At 66.1% G+C, this 22766-nt stretch carries 18 protein-coding genes; 9 read left to right on the plus strand and 9 right to left on the minus strand.

Annotated features, from left to right (window positions below; translation table 11 throughout):
- Nucleotides 1-171: 171 nt before the first annotated feature.
- From ABIC94_RS24335 to ABIC94_RS24365, 7 genes are all read right to left on the minus strand, one after another.
- Nucleotides 172-5346 (minus strand): DNA repair ATPase, encoded by a 5175-nt coding sequence (locus ABIC94_RS24335; RefSeq protein WP_354375564.1) that lies wholly within the window; start codon nt 5344-5346, stop codon nt 172-174.
- Between the two features lie 81 nt (nt 5347-5427).
- The gene (locus ABIC94_RS24340; RefSeq protein WP_354375565.1) at nt 5428-5973 is read right to left on the minus strand and encodes a zf-TFIIB domain-containing protein; all 546 of its coding nucleotides are present in this window, start codon (nt 5971-5973) and stop codon (nt 5428-5430) included.
- A gap of 13 nt (nt 5974-5986) precedes the next feature.
- Nucleotides 5987-8155 (minus strand): hypothetical protein, encoded by a 2169-nt coding sequence (locus tag ABIC94_RS24345; protein ID WP_354375566.1) that lies wholly within the window; start codon nt 8153-8155, stop codon nt 5987-5989.
- 53 nt (nt 8156-8208) lie between these two features.
- On the minus strand, nt 8209-8853 hold the full coding sequence (locus ABIC94_RS24350; RefSeq protein WP_354375567.1) for a ubiquinone biosynthesis protein: 645 nt from the start codon (nt 8851-8853) through the stop codon (nt 8209-8211).
- 27 nt (nt 8854-8880) lie between these two features.
- The gene (locus ABIC94_RS24355; RefSeq protein WP_093017785.1) at nt 8881-9243 is read right to left on the minus strand and encodes a hypothetical protein; all 363 of its coding nucleotides are present in this window, start codon (nt 9241-9243) and stop codon (nt 8881-8883) included.
- The gene (locus ABIC94_RS24360; RefSeq protein WP_354375568.1) at nt 9240-9953 is read right to left on the minus strand and encodes a PspA/IM30 family protein; all 714 of its coding nucleotides are present in this window, start codon (nt 9951-9953) and stop codon (nt 9240-9242) included. Before ABIC94_RS24360 ends, ABIC94_RS24355 begins: the two co-directional genes overlap by 4 nt.
- Before the next feature lie 15 nt (nt 9954-9968).
- Nucleotides 9969-10385 carry a YjfI family protein gene (locus ABIC94_RS24365; RefSeq protein WP_354375569.1) on the minus strand — a complete coding sequence of 139 codons (417 nt, stop codon included), beginning with the start codon at nt 10383-10385 and terminating at the stop codon, nt 9969-9971.
- 149 nt (nt 10386-10534) lie between these two features.
- On the opposite strand from ABIC94_RS24365, the gene ABIC94_RS24370 reads away from it, so the two are divergent.
- Complete coding sequence (locus tag ABIC94_RS24370) at nt 10535-11446, plus strand: LysR family transcriptional regulator (protein ID WP_354375570.1); 912 nt, start codon at nt 10535-10537, stop codon at nt 11444-11446.
- 30 nt (nt 11447-11476) lie between these two features.
- Here the strand turns inward: ABIC94_RS24370 and ABIC94_RS24375 are convergent, their stop codons facing one another.
- Nucleotides 11477-12427, minus strand: coding sequence for a LysR family transcriptional regulator (locus ABIC94_RS24375; protein WP_354375571.1), 951 nt, complete (start codon nt 12425-12427; stop codon nt 11477-11479).
- Nucleotides 12428-12534: 107 nt separating this feature from the next.
- Between ABIC94_RS24375 and ABIC94_RS24380 the strand changes: the two genes are divergently transcribed.
- The 3 genes from ABIC94_RS24380 (at nt 12535) to ABIC94_RS24390 (ending at nt 16845) form a co-directional block, all read left to right on the plus strand.
- Entirely contained in the window at nt 12535-14043 is a 1509-nt protein-coding gene (locus ABIC94_RS24380) for a CoA-acylating methylmalonate-semialdehyde dehydrogenase (protein WP_354375572.1), read from the plus strand.
- A gap of 130 nt (nt 14044-14173) precedes the next feature.
- On the plus strand, nt 14174-15016 hold the full coding sequence (locus ABIC94_RS24385) for a class I SAM-dependent methyltransferase (RefSeq protein WP_354375573.1): 843 nt from the start codon (nt 14174-14176) through the stop codon (nt 15014-15016).
- A 230-nt stretch (nt 15017-15246) separates the two neighbouring features.
- On the plus strand, nt 15247-16845 hold the full coding sequence (locus ABIC94_RS24390; RefSeq protein WP_354375574.1) for a glucan biosynthesis protein: 1599 nt from the start codon (nt 15247-15249) through the stop codon (nt 16843-16845).
- 31 nt (nt 16846-16876) lie between these two features.
- Here ABIC94_RS24390 and ABIC94_RS24395 read toward each other — a convergent pair whose 3' ends face one another.
- Nucleotides 16877-17329, minus strand: coding sequence for an FKBP-type peptidyl-prolyl cis-trans isomerase (locus ABIC94_RS24395; protein ID WP_354375575.1), 453 nt, complete (start codon nt 17327-17329; stop codon nt 16877-16879).
- A 77-nt stretch (nt 17330-17406) separates the two neighbouring features.
- Between ABIC94_RS24395 and eat the strand changes: the two genes are divergently transcribed.
- From eat to ABIC94_RS24420, 5 genes are all read left to right on the plus strand, one after another.
- Entirely contained in the window at nt 17407-18828 is a 1422-nt protein-coding gene (eat, locus tag ABIC94_RS24400) for an ethanolamine permease (RefSeq protein ID WP_354375576.1), read from the plus strand.
- Between the two features lie 7 nt (nt 18829-18835).
- Nucleotides 18836-20230, plus strand: a complete 1395-nt coding sequence (locus ABIC94_RS24405; protein WP_354375578.1) for an ethanolamine ammonia-lyase subunit EutB — start codon at nt 18836-18838, stop codon at nt 20228-20230.
- Nucleotides 20227-21015, plus strand: a complete 789-nt coding sequence (gene eutC, locus ABIC94_RS24410; protein ID WP_354375579.1) for an ethanolamine ammonia-lyase subunit EutC — start codon at nt 20227-20229, stop codon at nt 21013-21015. The genes ABIC94_RS24405 and eutC overlap by 4 nt, the downstream gene beginning before the upstream one ends.
- A 68-nt stretch (nt 21016-21083) precedes the next feature.
- Complete coding sequence (locus ABIC94_RS24415) at nt 21084-21428, plus strand: helix-turn-helix domain-containing protein (RefSeq protein ID WP_354375580.1); 345 nt, start codon at nt 21084-21086, stop codon at nt 21426-21428.
- The gene (locus ABIC94_RS24420; protein ID WP_354375581.1) at nt 21418-22671 is read left to right on the plus strand and encodes a type II toxin-antitoxin system HipA family toxin; all 1254 of its coding nucleotides are present in this window, start codon (nt 21418-21420) and stop codon (nt 22669-22671) included. Before ABIC94_RS24415 ends, ABIC94_RS24420 begins: the two co-directional genes overlap by 11 nt.
- The last annotated feature ends 95 nt before the right edge of the window (nt 22672-22766 follow it).

Below are 22766 nucleotides of genomic sequence, written 5' to 3' on the forward strand. Positions count from 1 at the left end.
TGATCAACGACCGCTCTTTGCAACGCACCCGTCGATGGGGTGCCTTGCGCAGCGAAATAAAGGAGGAGGCCGCAGGCCGGGGGACATTCGCGGAGTAAGGTCCCCCGTCGGCGGGTGCGCGCCCCGAACAGCACCGCTCAACAAGAGGCAAAGAAAGACAACGCCTCATTCCTAGCCCTCCTTGTCCGACTTGGGCGAACGCTTGACCACGCCACGCGCAGCCTGCACTTCAGCCGCAAGCCGCTCCATGTCCTGCTTGATCGACCGGTCGAGCTCGAGCCGGCGTTCGGTGGCGGTTACCAGCGGCAGGATCAGTTCGCGGTAGGTCACGGCGATCTGCAGCATGGCGTCGGCCAGCCGCTGGCCTTCGTTCGGCCCTTCGGCTGGCGGCTTGGGCTTGAGTGCATCGACCGCGCGCGCCACGTCGAGCATGCTGCTGGCGATGCGCTGGCTGCCGTCGACATCGTCGCCGCCGAGCTTTTTCTTCCGAACGAACTCTTCGCAGATGGCGGCCCAGCGCGCGCTTTCTTCCAGGGTCGGGCTGCCCAGAAGTTGCGCGAGCCGGAGTAGGTTTTCTTCCGCGCCGGTGGTCAGGGTCTGTGCTTCGCCGCGGTAGTGGTCGCGCAGCAATGCATCAAGCTCGTCGTCGTGCATCAACGCCGTGATCTTGCCCGCGAGCTTGGTCATGTTGCGGTAGCTGCCCTGCAGCTTGAACGGCGGCGCGGTGCGGTAGGCCTCCTGTTGCGCGGCCGATTCGATGTACGCGAGGTTGACCTTGAGCAGCAGGTCGCGCGCACGGAACAAGCGCTGCAGCAGTGCCTTGATCTCTTCCAGCTCGACCGCGCTGTAGGCATGCGAGAGCGCGCTGCTCGGCACCTCGTGCCCCTGCGCCATCTTCACCAGCAGCTGCACGTCCTTGGGGTCCCGCGAGGCCAGCGGCATCAGCGTGGAGTTGGAAGTCAGGCTGTTCTCGATGTACGAAAGCGCAAATGCCGCCTCGCGTCCCGAGAGCACGTCGCCCAGGTTGTAGATGTCCGCCCGGTTGGCCAGCATGTCCGGAATCTTGAACACGTCGCCCGACTCGGTATACGGGTTGCCCGCCATCACGATTGCGAAGCGCTTGCCGCGCATGTCGTAGCTGCGCGGCTCGCCGTTCCACACACCCTCGATGCGGCGCGTGCCGTCGGCCAGTGCAATGAACTTCTGCAGAAACTCGGGGCTGGTGTGCTGGATGTCGTCCAGGTACAGCATCACGTTGCTGCCCATTGCGAGGCCGAGGTTGAGCTTTTCCAGCTCCTGCCGCGCCGCGCTGTTGGGCGCATTGGCCGGGTCGATGGCCGTCACGCCGTGGCCCAGCGCTGGGCAGTTGATGCGCACGAAGATCAGGCCGAGCCGGTCTGCCACGTACTCCATCAGCGTGGTCTTGCCGTAGCCGGGCGGGGAGATCAGCAGCAGCAAGCCCATGCGGTCGGTGCGGCTGCCCTCGCCCGCCGAGCCGATCTGCTTGGCCAGGTTGTCGCCGATGATGGGCAGGTAGAGCTCGTCGATCAGCTGGTTGCGCACGAAGGTCGAGAGCGGCTTGGCCTGGAACTGGCCCAGCTTGAGCCGCGCCTTCTCGCGTTCGAGCAGCTCGTGGCGCAGGCTGTGCAGCGCCTCGTAGCCCGGCACCGCGTGCGTGGCGTGGAACAGGAAGCGGCGCCAGAAGTCGTTCAGGTTCAGCGTCATGCGGCCGTCGGCCACGCGCGGATGTTCGCCGCGCAGCCCTTCGACCGTGCGGTCGAGCGCCACGTTGACACGCGTGCGCTGCATCGGCATGGCCAGCACGCTGGCCGCGTCGTCTACCCAATCGACCGATTGCGGCGCTTGATGGATGGCATAGGCACGCACCCAGTCGCGTGCGAGGCGCCAGCGCTCTGCCGGCGGTGCGGCGTCGAGATCGTGCTGCCACGCATCGCGCCGGCCGCCCCGTTCGAGTTCGCGCAGCAGCGCGGCCGCCAGGTCTTCGCCCGCGCCCGACACGGCCCAGGTTTCGCCGCCGTGCTCGCCGGCCAGTTCGCGCACCAGGTAGGCGGCCGCCTGGCCGCACAACGTAGCCACACGGCCCTGGTGGGCGTCGCGCTCTTCTTCGGTAGCGGCCTCGGCCAGCTGCAGCAGGTCGGGCAGCATGTCACGTGCAAAGTGGTTCAGCGCACGCGCCGTATCGGCTTCGAGCTGTTCCAGTGCATCACGCCGGCCGAACAGGGCCTGCATTTGCAGGGCGGCGCGCGCACGCCGCAGCAGCGATTCGCGGTGTGCAATGAGGTGGCCGTGCTGCCAGTAGAGCAAGGCCAATGCGCGTTCGGTCGGCCCCCACGCCAGCAAGCCAGCCTGGTCTTGCATGGCGACGAGCGCGCCAAGCAGGCGCAGCGCGTCGTCATCGTGAATGCCCTTCTGGTAGCCCTCCTGGTAGCGCGCGGCTGCGAAGCGGCGCACCATTTCGAGCAGCTGCGGGTGCAAAGGGTCTTCGGTGAGGAACGTGACCACCTCGGCCCAGGTGCGTTCGGCCTTGCCATCGCGCAACGACTCCAGCAGGCGCCCGGCCAGGTATTCGGCGCGCGACAACTCAGCCGTTTCAGACACCAACGCCTGATTCCAATAGCGTTGCAACGGGAGCAGCCGCGGCTCGTCCACAGGGCTCAGGTAGTCGGTGCCGGTGACCTGGTAGGCCATGCCGCTGTCGCGGGCCACCAACGTCAGGTCGACCGGCTGGCGGTGCACGGTGAAGGCATGGCGGCCCAGGCGCAGGGTGTCCCCGCCTTCGCTCACCAATTCGCGCTTGTCGCGGATCGAACGCAACGCCTGGTCGCGCGACGTCTTCAGCCGCGTGTCCAGCTCGTCGGCCGGCACCGCGGCGCCCAACGCGCGCAGGTCTGCGATGAGCGCATGCAGCTTGCCGATCATCGGATCGGCCGCGAAGTAGCTGTGAACCTGCTTCAGATCGCCGAACTGCGCAATGCGGCGCGGAATGCCGTCGAGGATGCGGCCCGCGGCATCGACCACGCCCTGCGCGCGGCGCTGGCGGGCTTCCACCAGGCTCTGGCGGCGCGCGGAAAGCGCTTCATACACGGTCTCGCGCTTCTCGGCGATGTCGGCCAGGAAGTCTTCCTGTTCGGCGAAGCGCCCTTCGACTTCTTCGAGCTGGGCCAAGAGCCGCGTCAATGCGTCGTCGCACTTCTCGGGCGTGTCGGCAAACTCCAGCGCGTTTTCCACCGCCTGGCTGAAGAGCTTGAACTGGGCGCCGAACTCGGCGCGCGCCTCGGTCGCGCCCAACGACTTGCGCCGCGCGCGCGCATCGGCGCGCATGCGGTTGATGTCGGCGTAGATCAGCGAGATGCGGTCGAGAATCGAGGTACGAACCACCGCGTCCCCGCCCGGCAGGCTGCCGAGCTGCTCGGTGAGCAGGTCGAGCCCGGCGGCCAGTTCGTCGAGCGTCGCGAGCATTTGCCCGAGGGCCGGAGAGGTCGACAGGTTGGGCAGCTCGAGGGCGAGCTTGTCGAGCGACTGGCGCTGGCCGTCGAAGGCGGTGTCGGCCGCCAGGAACTGCATCGCACGCTCACCGACGCGCTGTTGCTCGGTTTCGAGCGCGGCGTCCATGGCGGCAATGCGCGGCAGGTCGGCGTAGCGCAGCTCCTTGAGCATCTGCAAGGCGCCGCGCCGTTCGCGCAACCGCCCCAACGCCTTCACGAAATCGTCGGGCGCGCGCCAGAGGGTGCTGGCAATGTCGACCAGCAGCGCGTGCTGTTCGTCTTCGGCGCGGGCCAGCGCACGCGCGGTTTCGCGGCGGATGGTGTCGACCTTTTCGAACTCGGCCAGCGTGCTGCGCGCCACATCGGCAATGCTGCGCAGCTCGGCCATGAGGCCGGTCGCCTCGGACGCGTCGAGCCAGAAATAGGCGTCGCTCACGCGGTTGCACTGGCGGATCAGGTCTTCGTAGGCGGCACGCGTGGGCGCCTGCTCGCGCACCGCGCGGGCGATGCCCATCAGGTCGGACACCCCGCGCACCAGCTCAGCATTGCCGATCTTGCCGAAGAAGCCGGTGGCGGGCGGCTGGGCGCTCACATGCTCGTCGCTGGCAAACGGTGTCTGCCAGAGCTGCATCTGGTGCACGCGCGAGGGCTCGCCCTCTTCGCCCTGGAACACCAGCATGCGGCCGTCGGAAAAGCGCGCGTACCCGTTGGCGATGATCGGCGTGGCGAGCTTCTTGTCGATCAGGTTGTAGTTGAAGAACGCATAGCGACCCGGCTTCGGGTCGTAGAAGACATAGGCCACGTCTTCGCCGTTGGGCGAGCGCAGCATGCGCTTGAAGCGCAGGCTCTCCACCACCTCACCCGGCAAGTCGAAGCGCTTGTATTCGCCCGACTGCAGGTAGTAGCCGCCGGGAAAAATGATGCCGTGGTCTTCGGGCAGCTGAACGCAGGAGCCGCCGATGGCGTCGATGCGCTCGACCTGCTGCGTGCGGATATTGAACACCAGATAGCGCGTGACCTGCTCGCGGTAAGGCTTTACGCGCAGCAGGATCAGCATGCCGAGCTTGGCCCAGGCCACCTCGGCATCGGTGAGCGACTGGTTCCTGTCTTCCACGGGCTCGCTGTAGATGCCGAGCCCGGTTTCGGTGTTGTTCTCAATCTTGACGGTCAGGTCGCCGCCCACGGTTTCGACGAACACCGTGTCGAGCACGTTCACATGGGGATGCTTGCCGCCCACATGGTCTTCGCGCGTGGCCACTGTCCATTCGAAGTCATGGCTCGCGGGCAGTGCGATGTCGCGCTCGCCGCGGTTGTCGATGTAGTGAATGCCGCCGTTGCGCTCGATGGCCCAACGGAACACGCGCACGTCACCCAGCTGCTGGCCGATCTGGAAAGACGCCAGCAGCTTGTCCTGCGTGACACGCAGCTGCAGCATCGTGGCCTGCTTGTAATAGGCGTACAGCTCGCGAAAATCGGAGACGAAGCGCGTGTCTTCGAGAAAGGTGCCGGCCAAGGGCACTGGCTGCAGCTCGTCGTTCTCGGTGGCGGCCTCTCCGGGCACGGCCAGCCGATAGAGGCCGAACACGTCGCTCACCGCCGTTTCCTTGCGCAGGCCGATGAAGACGTTGTAGCCAAACAGAAGCAGATCGCCAATGCGCACGATGTCGCGCGCCACGGCATTGTTCTCAGTGCGCGCGCGCGTGCGCAGCACCAGGGCTTGCTCGGAGCGGCCGAACTCGGCGAGGCGCCGCTCGTTGAGCGCCTGCGTTTTCTTGAGCAGGCCTTCGCCCTGTGTTTCGAGCCGCTTCTTCAGCAGGTCGTAGCTGCCGCTGCCGGACACGAGAGCTTCGGTCTGATCAGACGGCGCCTGGGCGCCGGCTGGCGCCCCCGATTCTTCCGTGGGTTGCATAGATCGGCGCGGTCAGTCCGCGCGCAGCAATGCGAGCAATTCGTCGCGGTGGGGCTGGGTGTCGAGCCAGGCGCGAATGCGGTCCAGCTCGTCGATGCAGTCGTTGCCGTAGCGGCGGCGCAGCGCGGCAAGCCGCACCTCGCGCACCTCTTCGGTCTGAAGCCGGCGCTGCCATCCGTCCGACAGCAGTTCGTCGAGCCGGCCGGCCAGGCCGCGGCTCACCAGGGCGCGCCATTCGCCCTGGTCGAACCAGAGGTTCTGGCACGCAATGCAGCGGTCGATGCGGAAGTCGGGGCCGGCGCTCACGCGCAGCCGTTGCATGAGCCGGTCGCATTCGGGGCAATGCCGGACGGAGGCGGCGTCGAACACCTCGATGACCTCGTCATCGATGGCATGGGGCTCCCGCGCGGGGTCGGCGGCCTTCCAGGCGCGCCAGTCGTCCATGGCCATGACCATGCCGCCGCAGTCGGTGCAATTCACCGCCAGCAATGCCTCGGCCAAGGCAACGGGCTGCATCGACGCGTGCGCGGAGCAACTGCATTTCAGGTTCGGGTTCATCGCGCGCCCACTCTCAGTTGCGGAAGGTGGAGATCAGGTTGCTCAGCGCGGTCTTCTGGCTGTCGCTGCCGTCGCTGGTGATACGGCTCATCAGCGCCGCGACGCTGAGGTTCTGCATCTCGCCGGACGAATTACCGAGCGCACCGACGATGTCGCGCAGGTCTTTCACCACGTCGCGGTCGCCGGACAGCTGGTCCTTGAAGGCAACTTGCAGCGCGTTGCTCTTGGAGATGACGCCGTCGATGCCCTTGCCCACGGAAAGCGAGCGCACGAAGCTGTCGAAATAGTCGCCCTGCCCGCCCACGATGTCGATCTTGGCGTTGGCCAGCGCGGTACCCAGCACCTCGGCCTGTTCCTTGGCGATGGAGGTCTGCGCATCGATGCCCTTCATGGTTTCGATGTGCGACTTTTCCAGGCGCATGCGGAACTCCTCGTGGTCGCGGGTGTCCGGGCTCATCGCCTTCATGGCCTCGAACTTTTCAGCCAGGCCCTTGGCCTCGGCGCTGAAGCGGGCTTCGATCACCTGCGCATCGGCCTGGCCGGACTTCAGGGTGGCTTCGGCATCGGCGGTGCGCACATTCACTTCGGCCAAGCCGAGCTTTTCCTTGCCCGAGGCTTCGGCGTCGAACTTGGCGCGCATGCCGGCGGCTTCGGCCTGCGAGCGCGCTTCGATCACCTGTGCATCGGCCTGACCGGCCTTGAGGATGGCGTCCGCATCGGCCTGCCGCACATGCACGTCGGCCAGGCCCAGCTTTTCCTTGCCTGAGGCTTCGGCCTCGAAGGTAGCGAGCCGGGCTTGCGCGGTCGCGATCTCGACCTTGGCGGCGGCCAGCCCCGGTGCGGCGGAGAGGGCTTCCATGCCTTCGGCTTCGCGCTTCTTCGATTCGGCGTCGCGCTCTGCAACCCTGAGCTTGGCATCGGCCAGGGTGAGTTCTTCGGCGGCCTTGTGGCGCGCGCGCTTTTCCTGCGTTTCGGCGGCCCTGACGTCGAGCACCATCTTTTCGTCGGCCTGGCCTTCGGCCATGATCACGACGGACTTCTTGGTGCGCTCGGCCTCGGCCACAACGCGCAGCTCCTTGATGGCTTCTTCCTGCTCGGCCACGGTGCGCTCGACCACGATGCGCTCGCGGATCACGTCGGCAATCGCCTTCTTCTGCACTTCGACGGCCTTGTCCTTCTCGATGCGCTGCAGCGTTACTTCCTTCTCGCGGTCGACGATCTCGAGGTCGCGTGCGCGCGTGACCTTTTCTTCTTCGATGGCCACCGCGCGCTTGCGGTTGTTCTCGGCCACTTCCTTCTCGCGCTGCACGTTTTCCTGCTGCACCGAAATGGACTGTTCGGCGATGAGGCGCGCGGTTTCGGACTTGGTGCGCTCTTCGGCCTGGATCTTGGCGGTCTCGGCCTCCTCGCGGGCACGCACGCTGGCAATTTCGCGCTGCTGGCGCGCGGTGGCGTCGGCCTGCTGGCGTTCGAGCTCGAGCAGGGCTTCCTGCGTCTCGACGTTCTTCTTCTTGATCTGCATTTCCTCGTTGCGGCGCAGTTCGTTGGTGCGCACATGCTCGACCGCCGTCAACTCGGTGATCTTCTTGATGCCCTGCGCATCGAGGATGTTGTTGGTGTCGAGCTCCGACAGCGGCGTTTGCTCGAGGTAGTCGATGGCGGCGTCTTCGAGCACGTAGCCCGAAAGGTCGTTGCCGATCTGGCTGATGATCTGGTCGCGGAACCCGTCGCGCGCCTGGTACAGGTCGACAAAATCCATCGACTTGCCAACGGTCTTGAGCGCTTCGGAGAACTTGGCCGAGAACAATTCTTCGAGCGTCTCGTGGTTCGAAGCGCGCGCACAGCCGATGCCTTGCGCCACCTTGAGCACGTCGTCGGCGGTCTTGTTGACGCGCACGAAGAACTTCACCTTGATGTCCGCGCGGATGTTGTCACGGCAGATGAGGCCCTCGTTGCCGGAGCGGTCGATCTCGATCGTCTTGACCGAGATGTCCATCAACTCGGCCTTGTGAATGATCGGGTAGACCATTCGCCCGGTGAAGGTCACCTCGGGCTCGGCGCGCAGCGTGTTCACGATGAGCGCGTGGCCTTGTTCGATCTTTCGATAGAACTTGGCGAACATCGCGAACAGGCCGAGGATGACCACGGCCAGAATGGCCACGGCAAAGAGGATGGGCTCCATTTTTTCTCCAGATTTGCTTTAAGAGCGAACGAACAGTAAGTGGGTGCGCGCGGTCAGACGATGTCTTCGTGCGCCGCGATGAGGTAGCGCCCGGCCACCTCGTCGTATTCAAGAATGAGCGCTTGCGATCCGCGCTTGAGCGTGTTGGGCGCGGGCGCCCAGACGCGAATGTTCAGGCTGGCGCCGCGGCGGGCCACTTCGGCGCGGCCGTCTTTCTCGTTCACCACGCCGGTGACGACGCGGCAGGCTTGCCCGACCAGTGCCGCATTGCTCACGGCCGTATGGCTCACGAACAAGCCGCGCAGGGGGCGGATGGCCACGGCGGTGACGGGTATGGCGATGGCGGCGCTCGCCACCAGCAGCACCGTGCCAGCCAGGAGCTTGAGCGGCAACGTGGGCACCAGCGGCAGCAGCCACTCCCCGCCAAGGCAGGACAGCGTCCACGACACCAGCACCAGCAGGCTCACCGCCACCGAGAACGGCACGCCGTTCAGGCCGAACGCCACCACATAGCTCGCGAGTTGCCCCACGTCGCTGGTGTCACCGTCGGCGTGGGTCTGCAGGTCGACGTCGATGCCGCTGTGCTCGATGTCGACCATGCCGGCCACCGCAAGCACCCAATAGATCACCACGACGCCCAGCAGCACCGTGTAGATCGCGGTGGGGTACCCCGTCACCGCATCCATGAAATTTCCCATTGACCCTCCCGCGTGCGGGTTGTGTTTTTATCTTCGGCCCGGCTTCGCTGCGCCAGTGCCCTTTTTCTTTCCACCACTTGCAAAAGCAATCAGATCGCGCGTGGCCCTCTCCTTGATGGCCAGGCGGTCGTCCGGGGCGAGCCCATATCTCGCCGCTAGAAACTCGTAGTCTGCCGCATTCAGCGACACGGTCAGCCGCGGCCGCTTGGGTTTGGCCGTTGTCGCAAGCCCCAGCACCTGCCGGATCTGGTCGGAGGTGGACACGTGCTGCTCGAAAGCCGCGGTGCGCACCGCCTCCAGCACGGCCTCTTCCACGTCGAACGCCACCTGGACGGCGCGTATCGCCTCGTCCGAGCCTTGCCAGCGAACCGGCTTGACCCGCACGGTCATTGGGCGCCGGGCTCCGTCGGCTTGGCCTGGCGGGCGCGGATGCGCTCCATCACCTGGCCGGTGCGGTCGACGTCGCCGCCGATGCCCGCGGCCGCCAGCTTCTTCTCGAGCGCGCTGTGGCCGAGCTCGTTTTCGAGCGTCTGGCTCGCGGCCATCCGGTCGGCCAGGTCTTCGTGGCGCTGGCGGATGCGCTCGAGCGATTCACGCGCATTGGACAGGCGCGAACCGCCCGCGCCAATGTTTTCGGAAATCGATTGCGTGGCGCGGTAGACGCTCTCGGTGGTCTTGGCGATGCCGATTTCGCGCTCGTGCTCGCGAATGCGCGCTTCGGCCGTCTTGATCAGGTCCTTGAGCTTGGACACCTGCAGCGCGTAGGAGGCATGCGCCTTGGCCTGCTCCTCGAGTTCTTTTTCGAGCGTGCCGACCTTGGCCGCTACGTCGAGCGCCAGGCCTTCCTGCGTCTTGTTGAGCGCCTCGAGGGCAAGGCCCTCGTAGCGCGTGACCTCGTTCTTCAGGCGTTCGATTTCGCGGGCCGATTGCATCTCCTTGGCCATGACGCCGGTGAGATCGCCCTTGGCTTTTTCGATGCTGTGCTTGGCATCGACGATTTCCTGCTCGTAGATGCGCGTGGCATTGCTGTCGACCACGCTCTCGCCGATTTCGCGGGCACTGCCGCGCAGCAAGGTGACCAGCTTCTTGATGACTGTCATGATGATCTCCGCTTCTTAGTTCAGGAATTCGGACAGGGCGTCCAGCGCATCGAGCGCGTTGTCGCTGAGCACTGCCACTTCGCGCGCGACGTCTTCCACGCTCGCATTGCGCCCGAGCGCACCGGTAAGCACGTAGCGGCCGTCGACGCGCCCGAAGGACGACAGCGGCACCGAGGGGTTGAGGTCGAGCAGCGATTCGAGCAGCTCGGTACGGCGCTCGGCCTTCACTTCTTCTTCGGTCCAGAGATAGCAGATGCAAATGACCTGCATGTCCGAACTCGTGATGAAGATGGGCAACTCGTCGCGCCCTTCGATGCTCACCTGGATCACGGGCGTATGGCCCGGAATCGGCTGCAACTGCACCGTCAGGCCGCCCATCGCGGTGCCGGCCAGGACATCGAGTCCCTTCAGTTGATCGAGCAGTGATTGCATACCTCTCCTTGTGGCCTTGTGGTTGAGTACCGACGGAAGCGAACGGTGCTTCGATGAACTCACTATAGATGGCCCGACATAACATGTCAAAGAATCTTTTGGCCTATGCCCATGCCTTTCGGCACTGGCGCGCTCTCTAGAATCCCGCGATGGCCAGCCCCATCAACCCTGCCCGTGTCGATTTCGTGACGCTGCGCCTGTTCTGCGCCGTGGCCCAGTCGGGCAGCATCACCAAGGGTGCGGAGGCGTGCCACCTGGCACTCTCGGCCGCCAGCCGGCGGCTTTCGGATTTCGAGGCGGCCACGGGCTCGAAGCTGCTGGAGCGCAGCTCGCAAGGCATTGCGCTGACGCCCGCCGGCCACGTCGCCATGCAGCATGCGATGCGGCTCTTTCAGGGTTTCGAGCAGTTCAGCAACGAGCTCGCCGACTACTCGAGCGGGGTGCGCGGCCATGTGCGGCTGTGGGCCAACATGTCGGCGCTCACCGAGTTCCTGCCGGCCACGCTGGCCACCTTTCTCGGCCAGCATCCGGACATCCGCGTCGAAGTCGAGGAACAACTGAGCGGCGACATCGTGCGCGCGCTGGTCGACGGCCTGGCCGACGTCGGCGTGTTCGCGGAGAACACGCCGGCCTACGGGCTCGATGTCGCGCAGTTCCAGACCGACGAACTGGTGGTGCTCTGCGCCCGGCAGCATTCGCTTGCACGCACCCGGAGAACGGACTTCAAGACCTGCCTCGCCCACGAGTTCGTCGGGCTGAACCGCAGCAGCTCTCTGCTCGAGCTGACCTCTCGCGCCGCCGAGCAGGCGGGCATTCCGATGCGGCTGCGCGTGCAGGTGCGCAGCTTCGATGCCATGTGCCACATGATCGCGGCCAACCTCGGCATCGGCGTGGTGCCGCTCGCGGCCTGCAAGGCGCAGGTGAGCGCGCTCGGACTCAAGGTGGTGCGGCTCAAGGATGCCTGGGCCGTTCGCCGGCTGCTGATGGCCACGAAGACGGGCGAGACCTTGTCGCCGGCGGCGCAGTTGCTGGTTCGGCAATTGCTTGCCTCGTCCACCTGAGACGAGGCCCAACAACAACCGGCCGGAACGTCACGCCTGGGGCAGCTTGAATCCGACCTTGAGGGTTTCGCGCAGGTGGCTCACGAACAGGCTCACCGCGCGCGGTATGTGCAGCGAATACGGCCGTATGGCGTAGATCTGGTCCGCGAAAGCGCCGGTGGGCTGCCAGTCGGGCAGCACCTCGATCAGCTTGCCCGTTTGCAAGGCCGACTGCGCGCTGAAGTCGGGCAGCAGTGCGATGCCCAGGCCCGCCTGCGCGGCGTCGCGAAGCGCTTCGCTGTTGTTGGCTGCGAGCGGGCCGGCGATGGGCACGGTCACCCGCTCGGCCTGGCGCGCCCGGCCGCTGCGCCGCTCGAATGACCACACATTGGTTTCCTGCCCGCGCGGATAGTGCAGGCAATCGTGCTCGGCCAGCATGGGCGGCGCGAGCGGGGTTCCCTTGCGGCGCAGATAGGCTCGGCTCGCGACCAGTACCGACCTCGTGTCGCACAGGCGCCAGGCCACGTGCGTGTCGGGCGGCGAGGCTGCGTGCCGCACGGCCAGGTCGAAGCCCTCCGTCGCCAGCGAGCTGAGGCGGTCGGAAAGCTCCATCTCGATGCGGATCGACGGATGCGCCAGAAGAAAGTCGGTGAGCCTTGGCAGCAGCTGCTGCCGCCCGAGCGCCACCGGCGCGGTCACGCGGATCAGCCCGCGCGGCTCGTCCGCATGGTCGCGTGCCTTCAGAAAGCTGTGGGCGATCTGTTCGAAGGGTTCGCGGGTCTGGTCGACCAGCCGCTGCCCCGCCTCGGTCAGCCGCATGCTGCGGGTGGTCCGGCGCACGAGGGTCACGCCCACGGCCCGTTCCAGCTCGGCGATGCGCTGGCTCATGGCAGCCTTGCTCACGCCCAGGCGTGCCGCGGCGGCGGTGTAGCTGCCCTGTTGGCCAAGCACGATCAGCCAGTGCAGGTGCGCCCAAAGAGACTCGGCTTTTTGCAGATCCATATTCGCATTGTTCACCATAGTGAACAAACAGTTCAACGTTCGAGTATAGGCAGGCGCCCTTCCCGTTCCTAAACTCCGGCAATCACTTCACCCTTGGCGGTACCCCCATGACCCAACAGATTGCCCATTTCATCGGCGGCCAGCACACCGCCGGCGGTTCCACCCGTACGCAGGATGTCACCAACCCCGCTTCCGGCAAGGTCACGGGCAAGGTGGTGCTTGCGGCCCAGGCCGACGTCGATGCCGCGGTGGCCGCCGCGCAGGCTGCGTTTCCCAAGTGGTCCGACACGCCCCCTATCCGCCGCGCCCGCGTGATGTTCAAGTTTCTGGAGCTGCTCAACCTGCACAAGGACGAGCTGGCGCACATGATCACCGCCGAGCACGGCAAGGTGTTTACCGACGCGCAGGGCGAGGTGTCGCGCGGCATCGACATCGTCGAGTTCGCCTGCGGCATTCCGCAGCTGCTCAAGGGCGACTTCACCGACCAGGTTTCCACCGGCATCGACAACTGGACGCTGCGCCAACCGCTCGGCGTGGTGGCGGGCATCACGCCCTTCAACTTTCCGGTGATGGTGCCGATGTGGATGTTCCCGGTGGCCATTGCCGCAGGCAACACCTTCATTCTCAAGCCCAGCCCGACCGACCCGACCCCGTCGCTGCGCATGGCCGAACTGCTCAAGGAAGCCGGCCTGCCCGACGGCGTGTTCAACGTGGTGCAGGGCGACAAGGCCGCGGTCGATGCGCTGCTCGAGCACCCCGACGTCAAGGCCGTCAGCTTCGTGGGCTCCACGCCCATTGCCAACTACATCTACGAAACCGGCGCCCGCAACGGCAAGCGCGTGCAGGCGCTCGGCGGCGCGAAGAACCACATGGTGGTGATGCCCGACGCCGACATCGACCAGACGGTGGATGCACTGATCGGCGCGGGCTACGGCTCGGCCGGCGAACGCTGCATGGCGATCAGCGTGGCGGTGCTGGTGGGCGACGTGGCGGACAAGATCATTCCCAAGCTCGTCGAGCGCACGAAGACGCTCCAGGTGCTCGACGGCGAGAACCTCGCGGCCGAGATGGGCCCGATCGTCACGCGCGCGGCGCACGAGCGCATCACGGGCTACATCGCCCAGGGTGAAAAAGAAGGCGCGAAGCTACTGGTCGACGGCCGCCAGTTCGACGGCAACAAGGCCGGCGCCGGCTGCGGCGACGGCTTCTGGATGGGCGGCACGCTGTTCGACCACGTCACGCCCGAGATGCGCATCTACAAGGAAGAGATCTTCGGCCCCGTGCTCTCGTGCGTGCGCGTGGCCAACTTCAAGGACGCGGTCGACCTTGTCAACGACCACGAGTTCGGCAACGGCGTGAGCTGCTTCACGCGCGACGGCAACGTGGCGCGCGAGTTCAGCCGCCGCATCCAGGTGGGCATGGTCGGCATCAACGTGCCGATTCCGGTGCCGATGGCATGGCACGGCTTCGGCGGCTGGAAGCGTTCGCTCTTCGGCGACATGCATGCCTACGGCGAGGAAGGCGTGCGCTTCTACACCAAGCAGAAGTCGGTCATGCAGCGCTGGCCGGAGAGCATCGGCAAGGGCGCCGAGTTCGTGATGCCGACCGCGAAGTGATTGAAGAAGCAATCGAGCAATAACGTAATAGCCGCCGGCGCAGCGGCGACCGGCCGGGCTAACCAAAGGCTGACTTGCCCCGCTGTGCGGTAGGCGCCAGACTTCGGGCATGACCCCTGGTCCAGCGCCCATGACAACAAGCCAAGCCGCACGGGGCCTGTCGGCCGTGCCTTCCACCTTGCGTATTTCGCTCGCCGCGCGCGCTTCCGGCGATGCAATGTTTCCGCAACTCGCCGTGCGGGACGCCTACGCCGCATCGGTGCTGGAGCAGATACGCGACGACGGGCACGCCCTGCCGGAAGACAGGGCGACCATCTACGGCATCCTGAACCGCACGCGCAGGTTTCGCAGCCTCGCGCAGGAATTCCTCAAGCAGCATCCGGGCGGCCGCGTGGTGAACATGGGCTGCGGCCTGAGCCATTACTTCCAGTGGCTGGACGACGGGCAGTGTCGCCTGACTGATGCCGACCTGCCCGAGGTGCTCGAACTGCGCCGCGAGTTGATTCCCGAAACCGATCCGCGGCATGACGTGTGCCCGCTCGACCTCACGTCCGACAGATGGTGGGAACAGCTGGCACTGCCGCGCAATCGCAAGGGGAGACCCGTGTTTCTCTTCACGGAGGGCGTGCTGATGTACCTCGAGCCGCAACAGGTACGGGCCGTGTTCGCGACCTTCGGCGAGCGTGCACCGGCGGGCTCGGTGCTGGCGTTCGACGCCATGTGCTGGCTTGCCGTCGGGCGAGCCGCGCAGCACCCTTCGGTGCGCGCCACCGGAGCGGAGTTTCGGTGGGGGCTGCGCCGGACCTCTGAGCTGACCGAAGCCCATCCGCGCTTGCGGCTCGATTCCGCCTATCGCGTGCTGGAAGGCTTCGGCCTGCCATATACCTTGTTTGCGCCGCTGGTGCTGATGATGCTCGGCGTGTCGCTCTATGCCGTCTATGCGTTGAGCGCCACAGACCCCGCCGATACATAAACGCACAATTTTTCCAATCTCCGGCCTTGTCCGGCCTGGATTGCGCGAGTTGGCTGACGCGGGGAGCCTCTTCGCCAAGGCATGCTCGCCGCTCCTCCTGTCGCGGAAAATCCAGATGCGTGCTGCATTAGGATGGTTCTTCCGAAGCCCGACCGATACAGCCGATGGCGGCGTCGTTTCCGTGCATCGTTCCTTCCGTACCTCCAAGACTCGCAACCCTCAAGAAACACATGCTTGATCGCCGATCCTTCCTTGCCGCTGGTGGTGCCGCCGCCGCACTCGCCGCCCTTGGACTGCCCGAAGAGGCACTGGCCGCCAACGGCCTGAAACTGAGCCAGCCCGCGCCTTTCTCGTTCGACCGCCTTGTCGCGCAAGCCAAGCGCCTGGCCGCGCAACCGTACGCCGCCGCCGCGCCGCTCGCACCCGACGTGCTCGAGAAGATCGACTACGACGCCCACGGCAAGATCAAGTTCGACCCCGCCAACGCCCTCTTCCGCGACGGGCCTGGCGCCTTTCCCGTCACCTTCTTTCACCTCGGCCGCTTCTTCCAGACGCCGGTGCGCATGCACGTGCTCGAGAACTCGGACGGCGATGCGTTCGCACGCGAGGTGCTCTACAGCCCCACGTATTTTTCGATGCCGCCCGACAGCCCGGCCCGCGCACTGCCGGCCGGTGCGGGCTTTGCGGGCTTCCGCCTGCAGGAAAGCCGCCTGGGCGACCAGAGCAAGCTCGACTGGCAGAAGAACGACTGGGTGGCGTTCCTTGGCGCTTCCTACTTCCGCGCCATCGGCGAGCTGTACCAGTACGGCCTGTCGGCACGTGGCATCGCACTCGACGTGGCCGTGCCCGACAAGCCGGAAGAGTTTCCGACCTTCACGCGCTACTACTTCGAAACGCCGGCCGCGAACAACACCACCTCGATGACGGTCTACGCGCTGCTCGAGGGGCCGAGCGTCACGGGCGTGTTCAAGTTCGTGATGCAGCGGGGCAAGGCCGTCATCATGGACATCGATTCGCGCCTCTTCCTGCGCCGCGACGTGTCGCGCCTCGGGCTGGTGCCGCTCACCTCGATGTACTGGTACTCGGAAACCATCAAGCCCACCGCCATCGACTGGCGGCCCGAGGTGCACGACTCCGACGGCCTGGCCATCTGGAACGGCGCGGGCGAACGCATCTGGCGCCCGCTCAACAACCCGACGCAAACGCGTGCCTCGGCCTTCGCCGACACGAAGCCGCGCGGCTTCGGCCTGCTGCAGCGCGACCGATCGTTCGACCACTACCAGGACGGCGTCAACTACGAAAAACGCCCGAGCCTCTGGATCGAGCCTTTGAGCGACTGGGGCGAAGGCTCGGTGCAGCTGATCGAGATTCCCACCGACGACGAGATCCACGACAACATCGTCGCCTTCTGGGTGCCCAAGGCCGACGCCAAGGCCGGTGCGAGCTACAGCCTGCAATACCGCCTGCACTGGACCGACCAGGAGCCCTTTCCCTCGCCGCTCGCGCGCTGCGTGGCCACGCGCATCGGGCGCGGCGGTCAGCCGGGCCAGCCGCGCCCGCCGGGCGTGCGCAAGTTCATGGTCGAGTTCGTCGGGCAGCCGCTCACTACCGTGCCTTTCGGCGTGAAGCCCGAGCTGGTGCTGACCGCACCGCGCGGCAAGTTCTCCTACGTGTTCGCCGAGGCCGTGCCCAACGGCGTGCCCGGCCACTGGCGCGCCCAGTTCGACTTCACACCCGAAGGCAACGAGCCCGTCGACATGCGGCTCTACCTGAAGACCGGCGACAAGACGCTCACGGAAACCTGGCTGTACCAGTACCAGCCGGGTTGAGCTTCTTCTTCACGAAGAAGCCCCGGCGCGATCAGCGCTTCTTGACCGACACCAGCTCGACTTCGAAGTTGAGCGTGGCGTTCGGCGGAATCACGCCGCCCGCGCCGCGCGAGCCGTAGGCAATGGCCGGTGGGCAGGTGAGCTTGGCCTTGCCGCCCGGCTTCATCTTCTGCACGCCTTCGGTCCAGCAAGGGATCACGCCGTTGAGCGGAAACTCCGTGGGCTCGCCGCGGCTGTAGGAGCTGTCGAATTCCTTGCCGCTGTCGGGAAAGGTGCCGCGGTAGTGCACCTTGACCACATCCGTTGCGGCCGGCGATGCGCCGGTGCCTTCCTTCAGCGATTGGTAGACCAGGCCGCTCGGCGTGGTAACGGGAGCGGATTGCGCCCAGGCGGTGGACACCGCACACAGGGACAAGAAAGCAGCACAGAAGAGCGACGAAGAAGAAGACTTCACTGAATACCTCGCAAGGATGGGGAAAAGCATGATTATGGCCAGCGGTGGAACAGCCCTTGCTTTGCTGCATGTGCACTGTCAACATCCGCCAAAAGAGAGGAAGCCCCATGCAGTCCATCGAAGCGACACCGGCCGCCATCGCTGCTCCGACCGGCACCGGCCACCTGAAGAAGGTGCTCGGCCCCGTCCAGCTCTGGGGCATTGCGGTGGGCCTGGTCATATCGGGTGAGTACTTTGGTTGGAGCTACGGCTGGAACACGGCCGGCACGCTCGGCTTCTTGGTCGCCACGGTGCTGGTGGCCACGATGTACACCACCTTCATCTTCAGCTTCACCGAACTCTCGACCGCCATTCCGCATGCGGGCGGCCCCTTTGCCTATGCACGGCGCGCCTTCGGGCCGACCGGCGGCTTCGTGGCGGGCTTTGCCACGCTGGTCGAATTCGTGTTCGCCCCGCCCGCCATCGCGCTGGCCATCGGCGCTTACCTCAACGTGCAGTTCCCGGGCATCAACCCGAAGTGGTTCGCGCTGGGTGCGTATGTGATCTTCATCGGGCTCAACTGGATCGGCATCGGCATTGCGGCGGCCTTCGAGCTGTTCGTGACGGTGCTGGCGATCTTCGAGTTGTTCGTGTTCATGGGCGTGGTCACTCCGGGCTGGTCGATGGCCAACTTCGTTGCCAACGGCTGGGCTGGCGGCAACGTGCTCAACGGCGCGGCCGTCTCGGGCATCTTTGCATCGATACCCTTCGCGATCTGGTTCTTCCTGGCCATCGAGGGCGCGGCCATGGCGGCCGAGGAAGCGCGCGACCCGCACCGCACCATTCCCATCGCCTACACCACCGGCATCGTCACGCTGGTGGTGCTGGCCTTCGGCGTGATGATCTTCGCGGGCGGCGTGGGCGACTGGCGCAAGCTCGCCAACATCAACGACCCGTTGCCGCAAGCCATGAAGGCGGTGGTGGGCGACAACAGCGGCTGGCTGCACATGCTGGTGTGGATCGGCCTCTTCGGGCTGATTGCCTCGTTCCACGGCATCATCATGGGCTACTCGCGCCAGATCTTCGCACTGGCGCGCGCAGGCTATCTGCCGCGCTACTTCGCCGGCCTGAGCCCGCGCTTCGACACACCGCACCGCGCCTTGCTGGCCGGCGGCGTGATCGGCGTGGTGGCCATCTTCAGCGACGAGTGGGTGCAGTTCGGCGGCCAGACGCTCACCGCCAACATCGTGACCATGGCCGTGCTCGGCGCCATCGTGATGTATCTGATCTCGATGGCGGCGCTCTTCAAGCTGCGCAGGAGCGAGCCGAACCTGCTGCGCACCTACCGCGCCCCCTTCTATCCGGTGTTTCCGGCCATTGCGCTCGGGCTCGGCGTGGTCTGCCTCGGCGCCATGGTGTGGTTCAACGCCATGCTCACGCTGCTGTTCCTGGTGCTGATGGCGGCCGCCTACGGCTACTTCCTGCTGACTTCGGCACAACGCAAGGCGGCGGCGCCCGACGAGATGCTTTCTTCGAGCACCAGCGCGTGACAGAAAGATGCGCTATCGCACCACCATCGCCGGCCAGGTCTTCGCCTTCGACGACCTGAAGCAGGTCATGGCCGTGGCCAGCCCGGCACGCTCGGGCGACTATCTCGCGGAGATCGGTGCGGCCACGGCGCAGCAGCGCATGGCGGCGCGCCACGTGCTGGCCGAGACGCCGCTCAAGCAGTTCCTGACGGAAGCGCTGATTCCCTACGAGAGCGACAACATCACGCGCCTCATCATCGACAGCCACGACGCACAGGCTTTTGCGCCGGTGTCGCACCTCACGGTGGGCGACTTCCGCAACTGGCTGCTGTCAGAGCAGGCCACCACTGAAGTGCTGACGGCGTTGGCACCGGGACTCACGCCCGAAATGGTGGCGGCCGTGTCCAAGCTCATGCGTAACCAGGACCTTGTCTCGGTCGCCAAAAAATGCAGCGTGGTCACGCGGTTCCGCGACACCATCGGCCTGCCCGGCCACCTGGCCGTGCGGCTGCAACCCAACCATCCGACCGATGACCTGCGCGGCGTGGCCGCCTCCACGCTCGACGGGCTGCTCTACGGCGCGGGCGACGCGGTGATCGGGCTCAACCCGGTCTCCGACAGCATGCAGGTGCTCGGCCGGCTGCTGCACATGCTCGACGAAGTGATCCAGCGCTTCGAGATTCCCACGCAAAGCTGCGTGCTCACGCATGTGACCAACACGCTCAAGCTTGCGGAAGCGGGCGCGCCGGTGGACCTGGTATTCCAGTCGATTGCGGGCACCGAGAAGGCGAACCTGTCTTTCGGCATCACGCCCGAGCTGCTCGACGAGGCTTATGCAGCGGCTCTGGCACTGAACCGGGGCACGGTCGGCAACAACGTGATGTACTTCGAGACCGGCCAGGGCAGCGCGCTCTCGGCCAATGCCAACTTCGGTGTCGACCAACAGACCTGCGAAGTGCGCGCCTATGCCTTGGCGCGCCGCTACAAGCCGCTGCTCATCAACACCGTGGTCGGCTTCATCGGCCCCGAATATCTTTTCGACGGCAAGCAGATCATCCGCGCCGGGCTCGAAGACCACTGCTGCGGCAAGCTGCTGGGCCTGCCCATCGGCTGCGACATCTGCTACACCAACCATGCCGAGGCCGACCAGGACGACATGGACAACCTGCTCGTGCTGCTGGGCACTGCGGGCATCAACTTCATCATGGGCATTCCGGGCGCCGACGACGTGATGCTCAACTACCAGAGCACCTCGTTCCACGACGCGCTGTTTCTGCGCCAGACGCTGGGCCTGAAGCGCGCACCCGAATTCGAGGCCTGGCTGCAACGCATGCAGATCACCGATGCGGCGGGACAGCTCGCGCCGCCCTCGGCCAACCGCCTGCTGGCGGACATGAGCGGGCTGGCCGCGCTGGCACCATGAGCGACGACCCCGTCACGCCCAACCCTTGGGCGCAGTGGCGCTCGGCCACTCCCGCGCGCCTGGCGCTCGGCCGCGCCGGCGCCGGCATGCCGACCGACGAGACGCTGCGCTTCGGCTGGGCCCATGCCATGGCGCGCGACGCCATTCACGCGGCGCTCGATGTCGATGCGCTCGAAGCCACATTGAACGCACAGCACTGGGAAACGATGCGCGCCCGCAGCCGTGCAGAAGACCGCACCACCTACCTGCGCCGCCCCGACCTCGGCCGGCAGCTCGACCCCGCGGACGTGGAGCGCCTGAGTACCGCCGCAAAGCGCGACTGCGATGTCTGCCTGGTCATCGGCGACGGCCTTTCCTCGCTCGCAGTGGCACGCCATGCCGCCCCGCTGCTGGCCGCGTTGCGCTCGCACTTGCCGGCAGAAACGCGCTTCTCCCCCGTGGTCATCGCCACGCAGGCGCGCGTGGCGCTGGCCGACGAGGTGGGCGAGCTGTTCGGCGCCGCGCTCTCGGTCATGCTGATCGGCGAGCGCCCGGGGCTCAGCTCGCCCGACAGCCTCGGCATCTACCTGACCCATTCGCCGAAGCGCGGCCGGCACGACGCCGAGCGCAACTGCATCTCGAACGTGCGCCCCGAAGGCCTGCCCTGCGAAGCCGCCGCGTTCAAGCTGGCATGGCTGATGCGGGAGGCGCGGCACAGGGGGCTGACCGGTGTGGGGCTGAAGGACGAGAGCGATCTTGCGGTGCTTCAGCAACACGAGGCGCCAAGACCTGGACTGCCCGGATAAGGCGCCCTTCCCATATGCAGAAATACGCAATAAAATGACTCTTAAGCCGTTTAATAGTCATTTTATTGATGTCAAAAAGCAGCCACAGCCTCTCGGCCCTGCCCTCGCAAACTGCCCTCCCCCTTGAAAGGCTCGGCCAGCGCCTTCGCGCGCACAGGGTCCATCGCGAATGGACGGTCGCCGAAATGGCCGAGCGGCTGCTGTGCTCACCCAACACCCTGCGCGCACTCGAATCCGGCAAACCGGGCACCAGCATCGGCCTGCTGGCCCATGCGCTGTGGCTCTTCGGCGAGATCGATTCGATCGACAGCGTAGCCCCGGCCCCCGCGGGGCTGGCCGCGAAGCGCCGCGTACGCAGGTCGGCCACGCAAGGCGCCGCGGGCGTGATCGCGGAGGGCGAACGTGACTTCTGACGCCGCCGACGACGAGCGAAGCATCTACGTCGGCCTTGCTCACCACACCGGCGAACGGGTGCAACCGGCCGGCCTGATGAAGATCGTTCGCCGCGGCGTGGTGGAGTCCGGCGAGTTCGCCTACGGGCGGCGCTATCTCGAAGACCCGGCGGCCGCACCGCTCAACCCCGGGCATCTTCCGCTGCGCGATGCGGCCTTTGTGCTGCCCGAGCGCCGCATCCGCGAGGGTGGTGCCATGCCGCTCACGCTGCGGGATGCGCTACCCGACAGCTGGGGCCGCAAGGTGCTCGAAATACGCCAGGGCAAGCCTTTGTCCGATATCGATGCATTGCTGCTGACCAACGAGGACCGCATCGGCGCGATGGTGTTCGCCGAATCGCTGCCCATCGAGAGCGAGGAACCGCCTTCGGCACTTCTTTTGCTGGAGGAACTCGCCGAAGCGTCCCGCCGTGTCGAAGCCGGCATGGAAATCGGCCCCGACATGCACAGGCTGCTGCGCGGCGGCAGCCTGGGCGGCGCACGCCCCAAGGCGGCCTTTGTGCACGAGGGCCGGCGCTGCATCGCCAAGTTCGCATCGCGCGGTGACGACCATGACGTGGAAGTGATCGAGGCGGCCACCCTCTGGCTGGCCGATGCCTGCGGCATCGACGTCCCGCCCTTCCTGCTGCAACCCCTCGCGTCGGGGCACGCCTTGCTGGTCGAGCGCTTCGACCGGGCGGGTCCGGTGACCGGCGAACGGCGTTTTCACTACCTCTCGGCCTCGGCACTGCTTGATGTGCCCTATGAATCCAGCCGGGGCAGCTACGTCGAGCTGGCGCAGCTGCTGCGGCGCATCTCGAGGCAACCGCAAGAAGACCTGACCGAGTTGTTCCGCCGCCTGGTGTTCAACCTGGCGGTGGGCAACAGCGACGATCACGTCAAGAACCATGGCGCGTTGCGAGGCGAAGGCGGCCTTTGGCGACTGGCCCCGGCCTTCGACCTCGTCATGCAGTTGGGCGGGCACACGGGCTATCAGGAGCTGGCCATCCTTCCGGGGCAGCACGCATCGAGCCTCGAACTGGCACGCGCCGCGTCCTCCCATTTCGGATTGTCGGTAGCGCAGGCGGACGAAATCATCCGCACCACCGAAGAAACCGTTGCCGTGCAGGCCGCGGCGAGCGTCGAGGCGGCCGGAGGAAACCGCGAGCTCGTGCGCCGGGTGGCGGCGTTCATCGAACAGCAGCACGCACACATCGGCGCGTAGCTGGCATGAGTGATGCGTAGGTCGACGCGGAGGTGTCACGGGCGCTGCATACGCTCGGCGCTTCCCATCAACCACCGCACAACAACAGGGAACGC

The sequence above is a fragment of the Variovorax paradoxus genome, assembly GCF_040544635.1.
Classification (GTDB): domain Bacteria; phylum Pseudomonadota; class Gammaproteobacteria; order Burkholderiales; family Burkholderiaceae_C; genus Variovorax; species Variovorax paradoxus_R.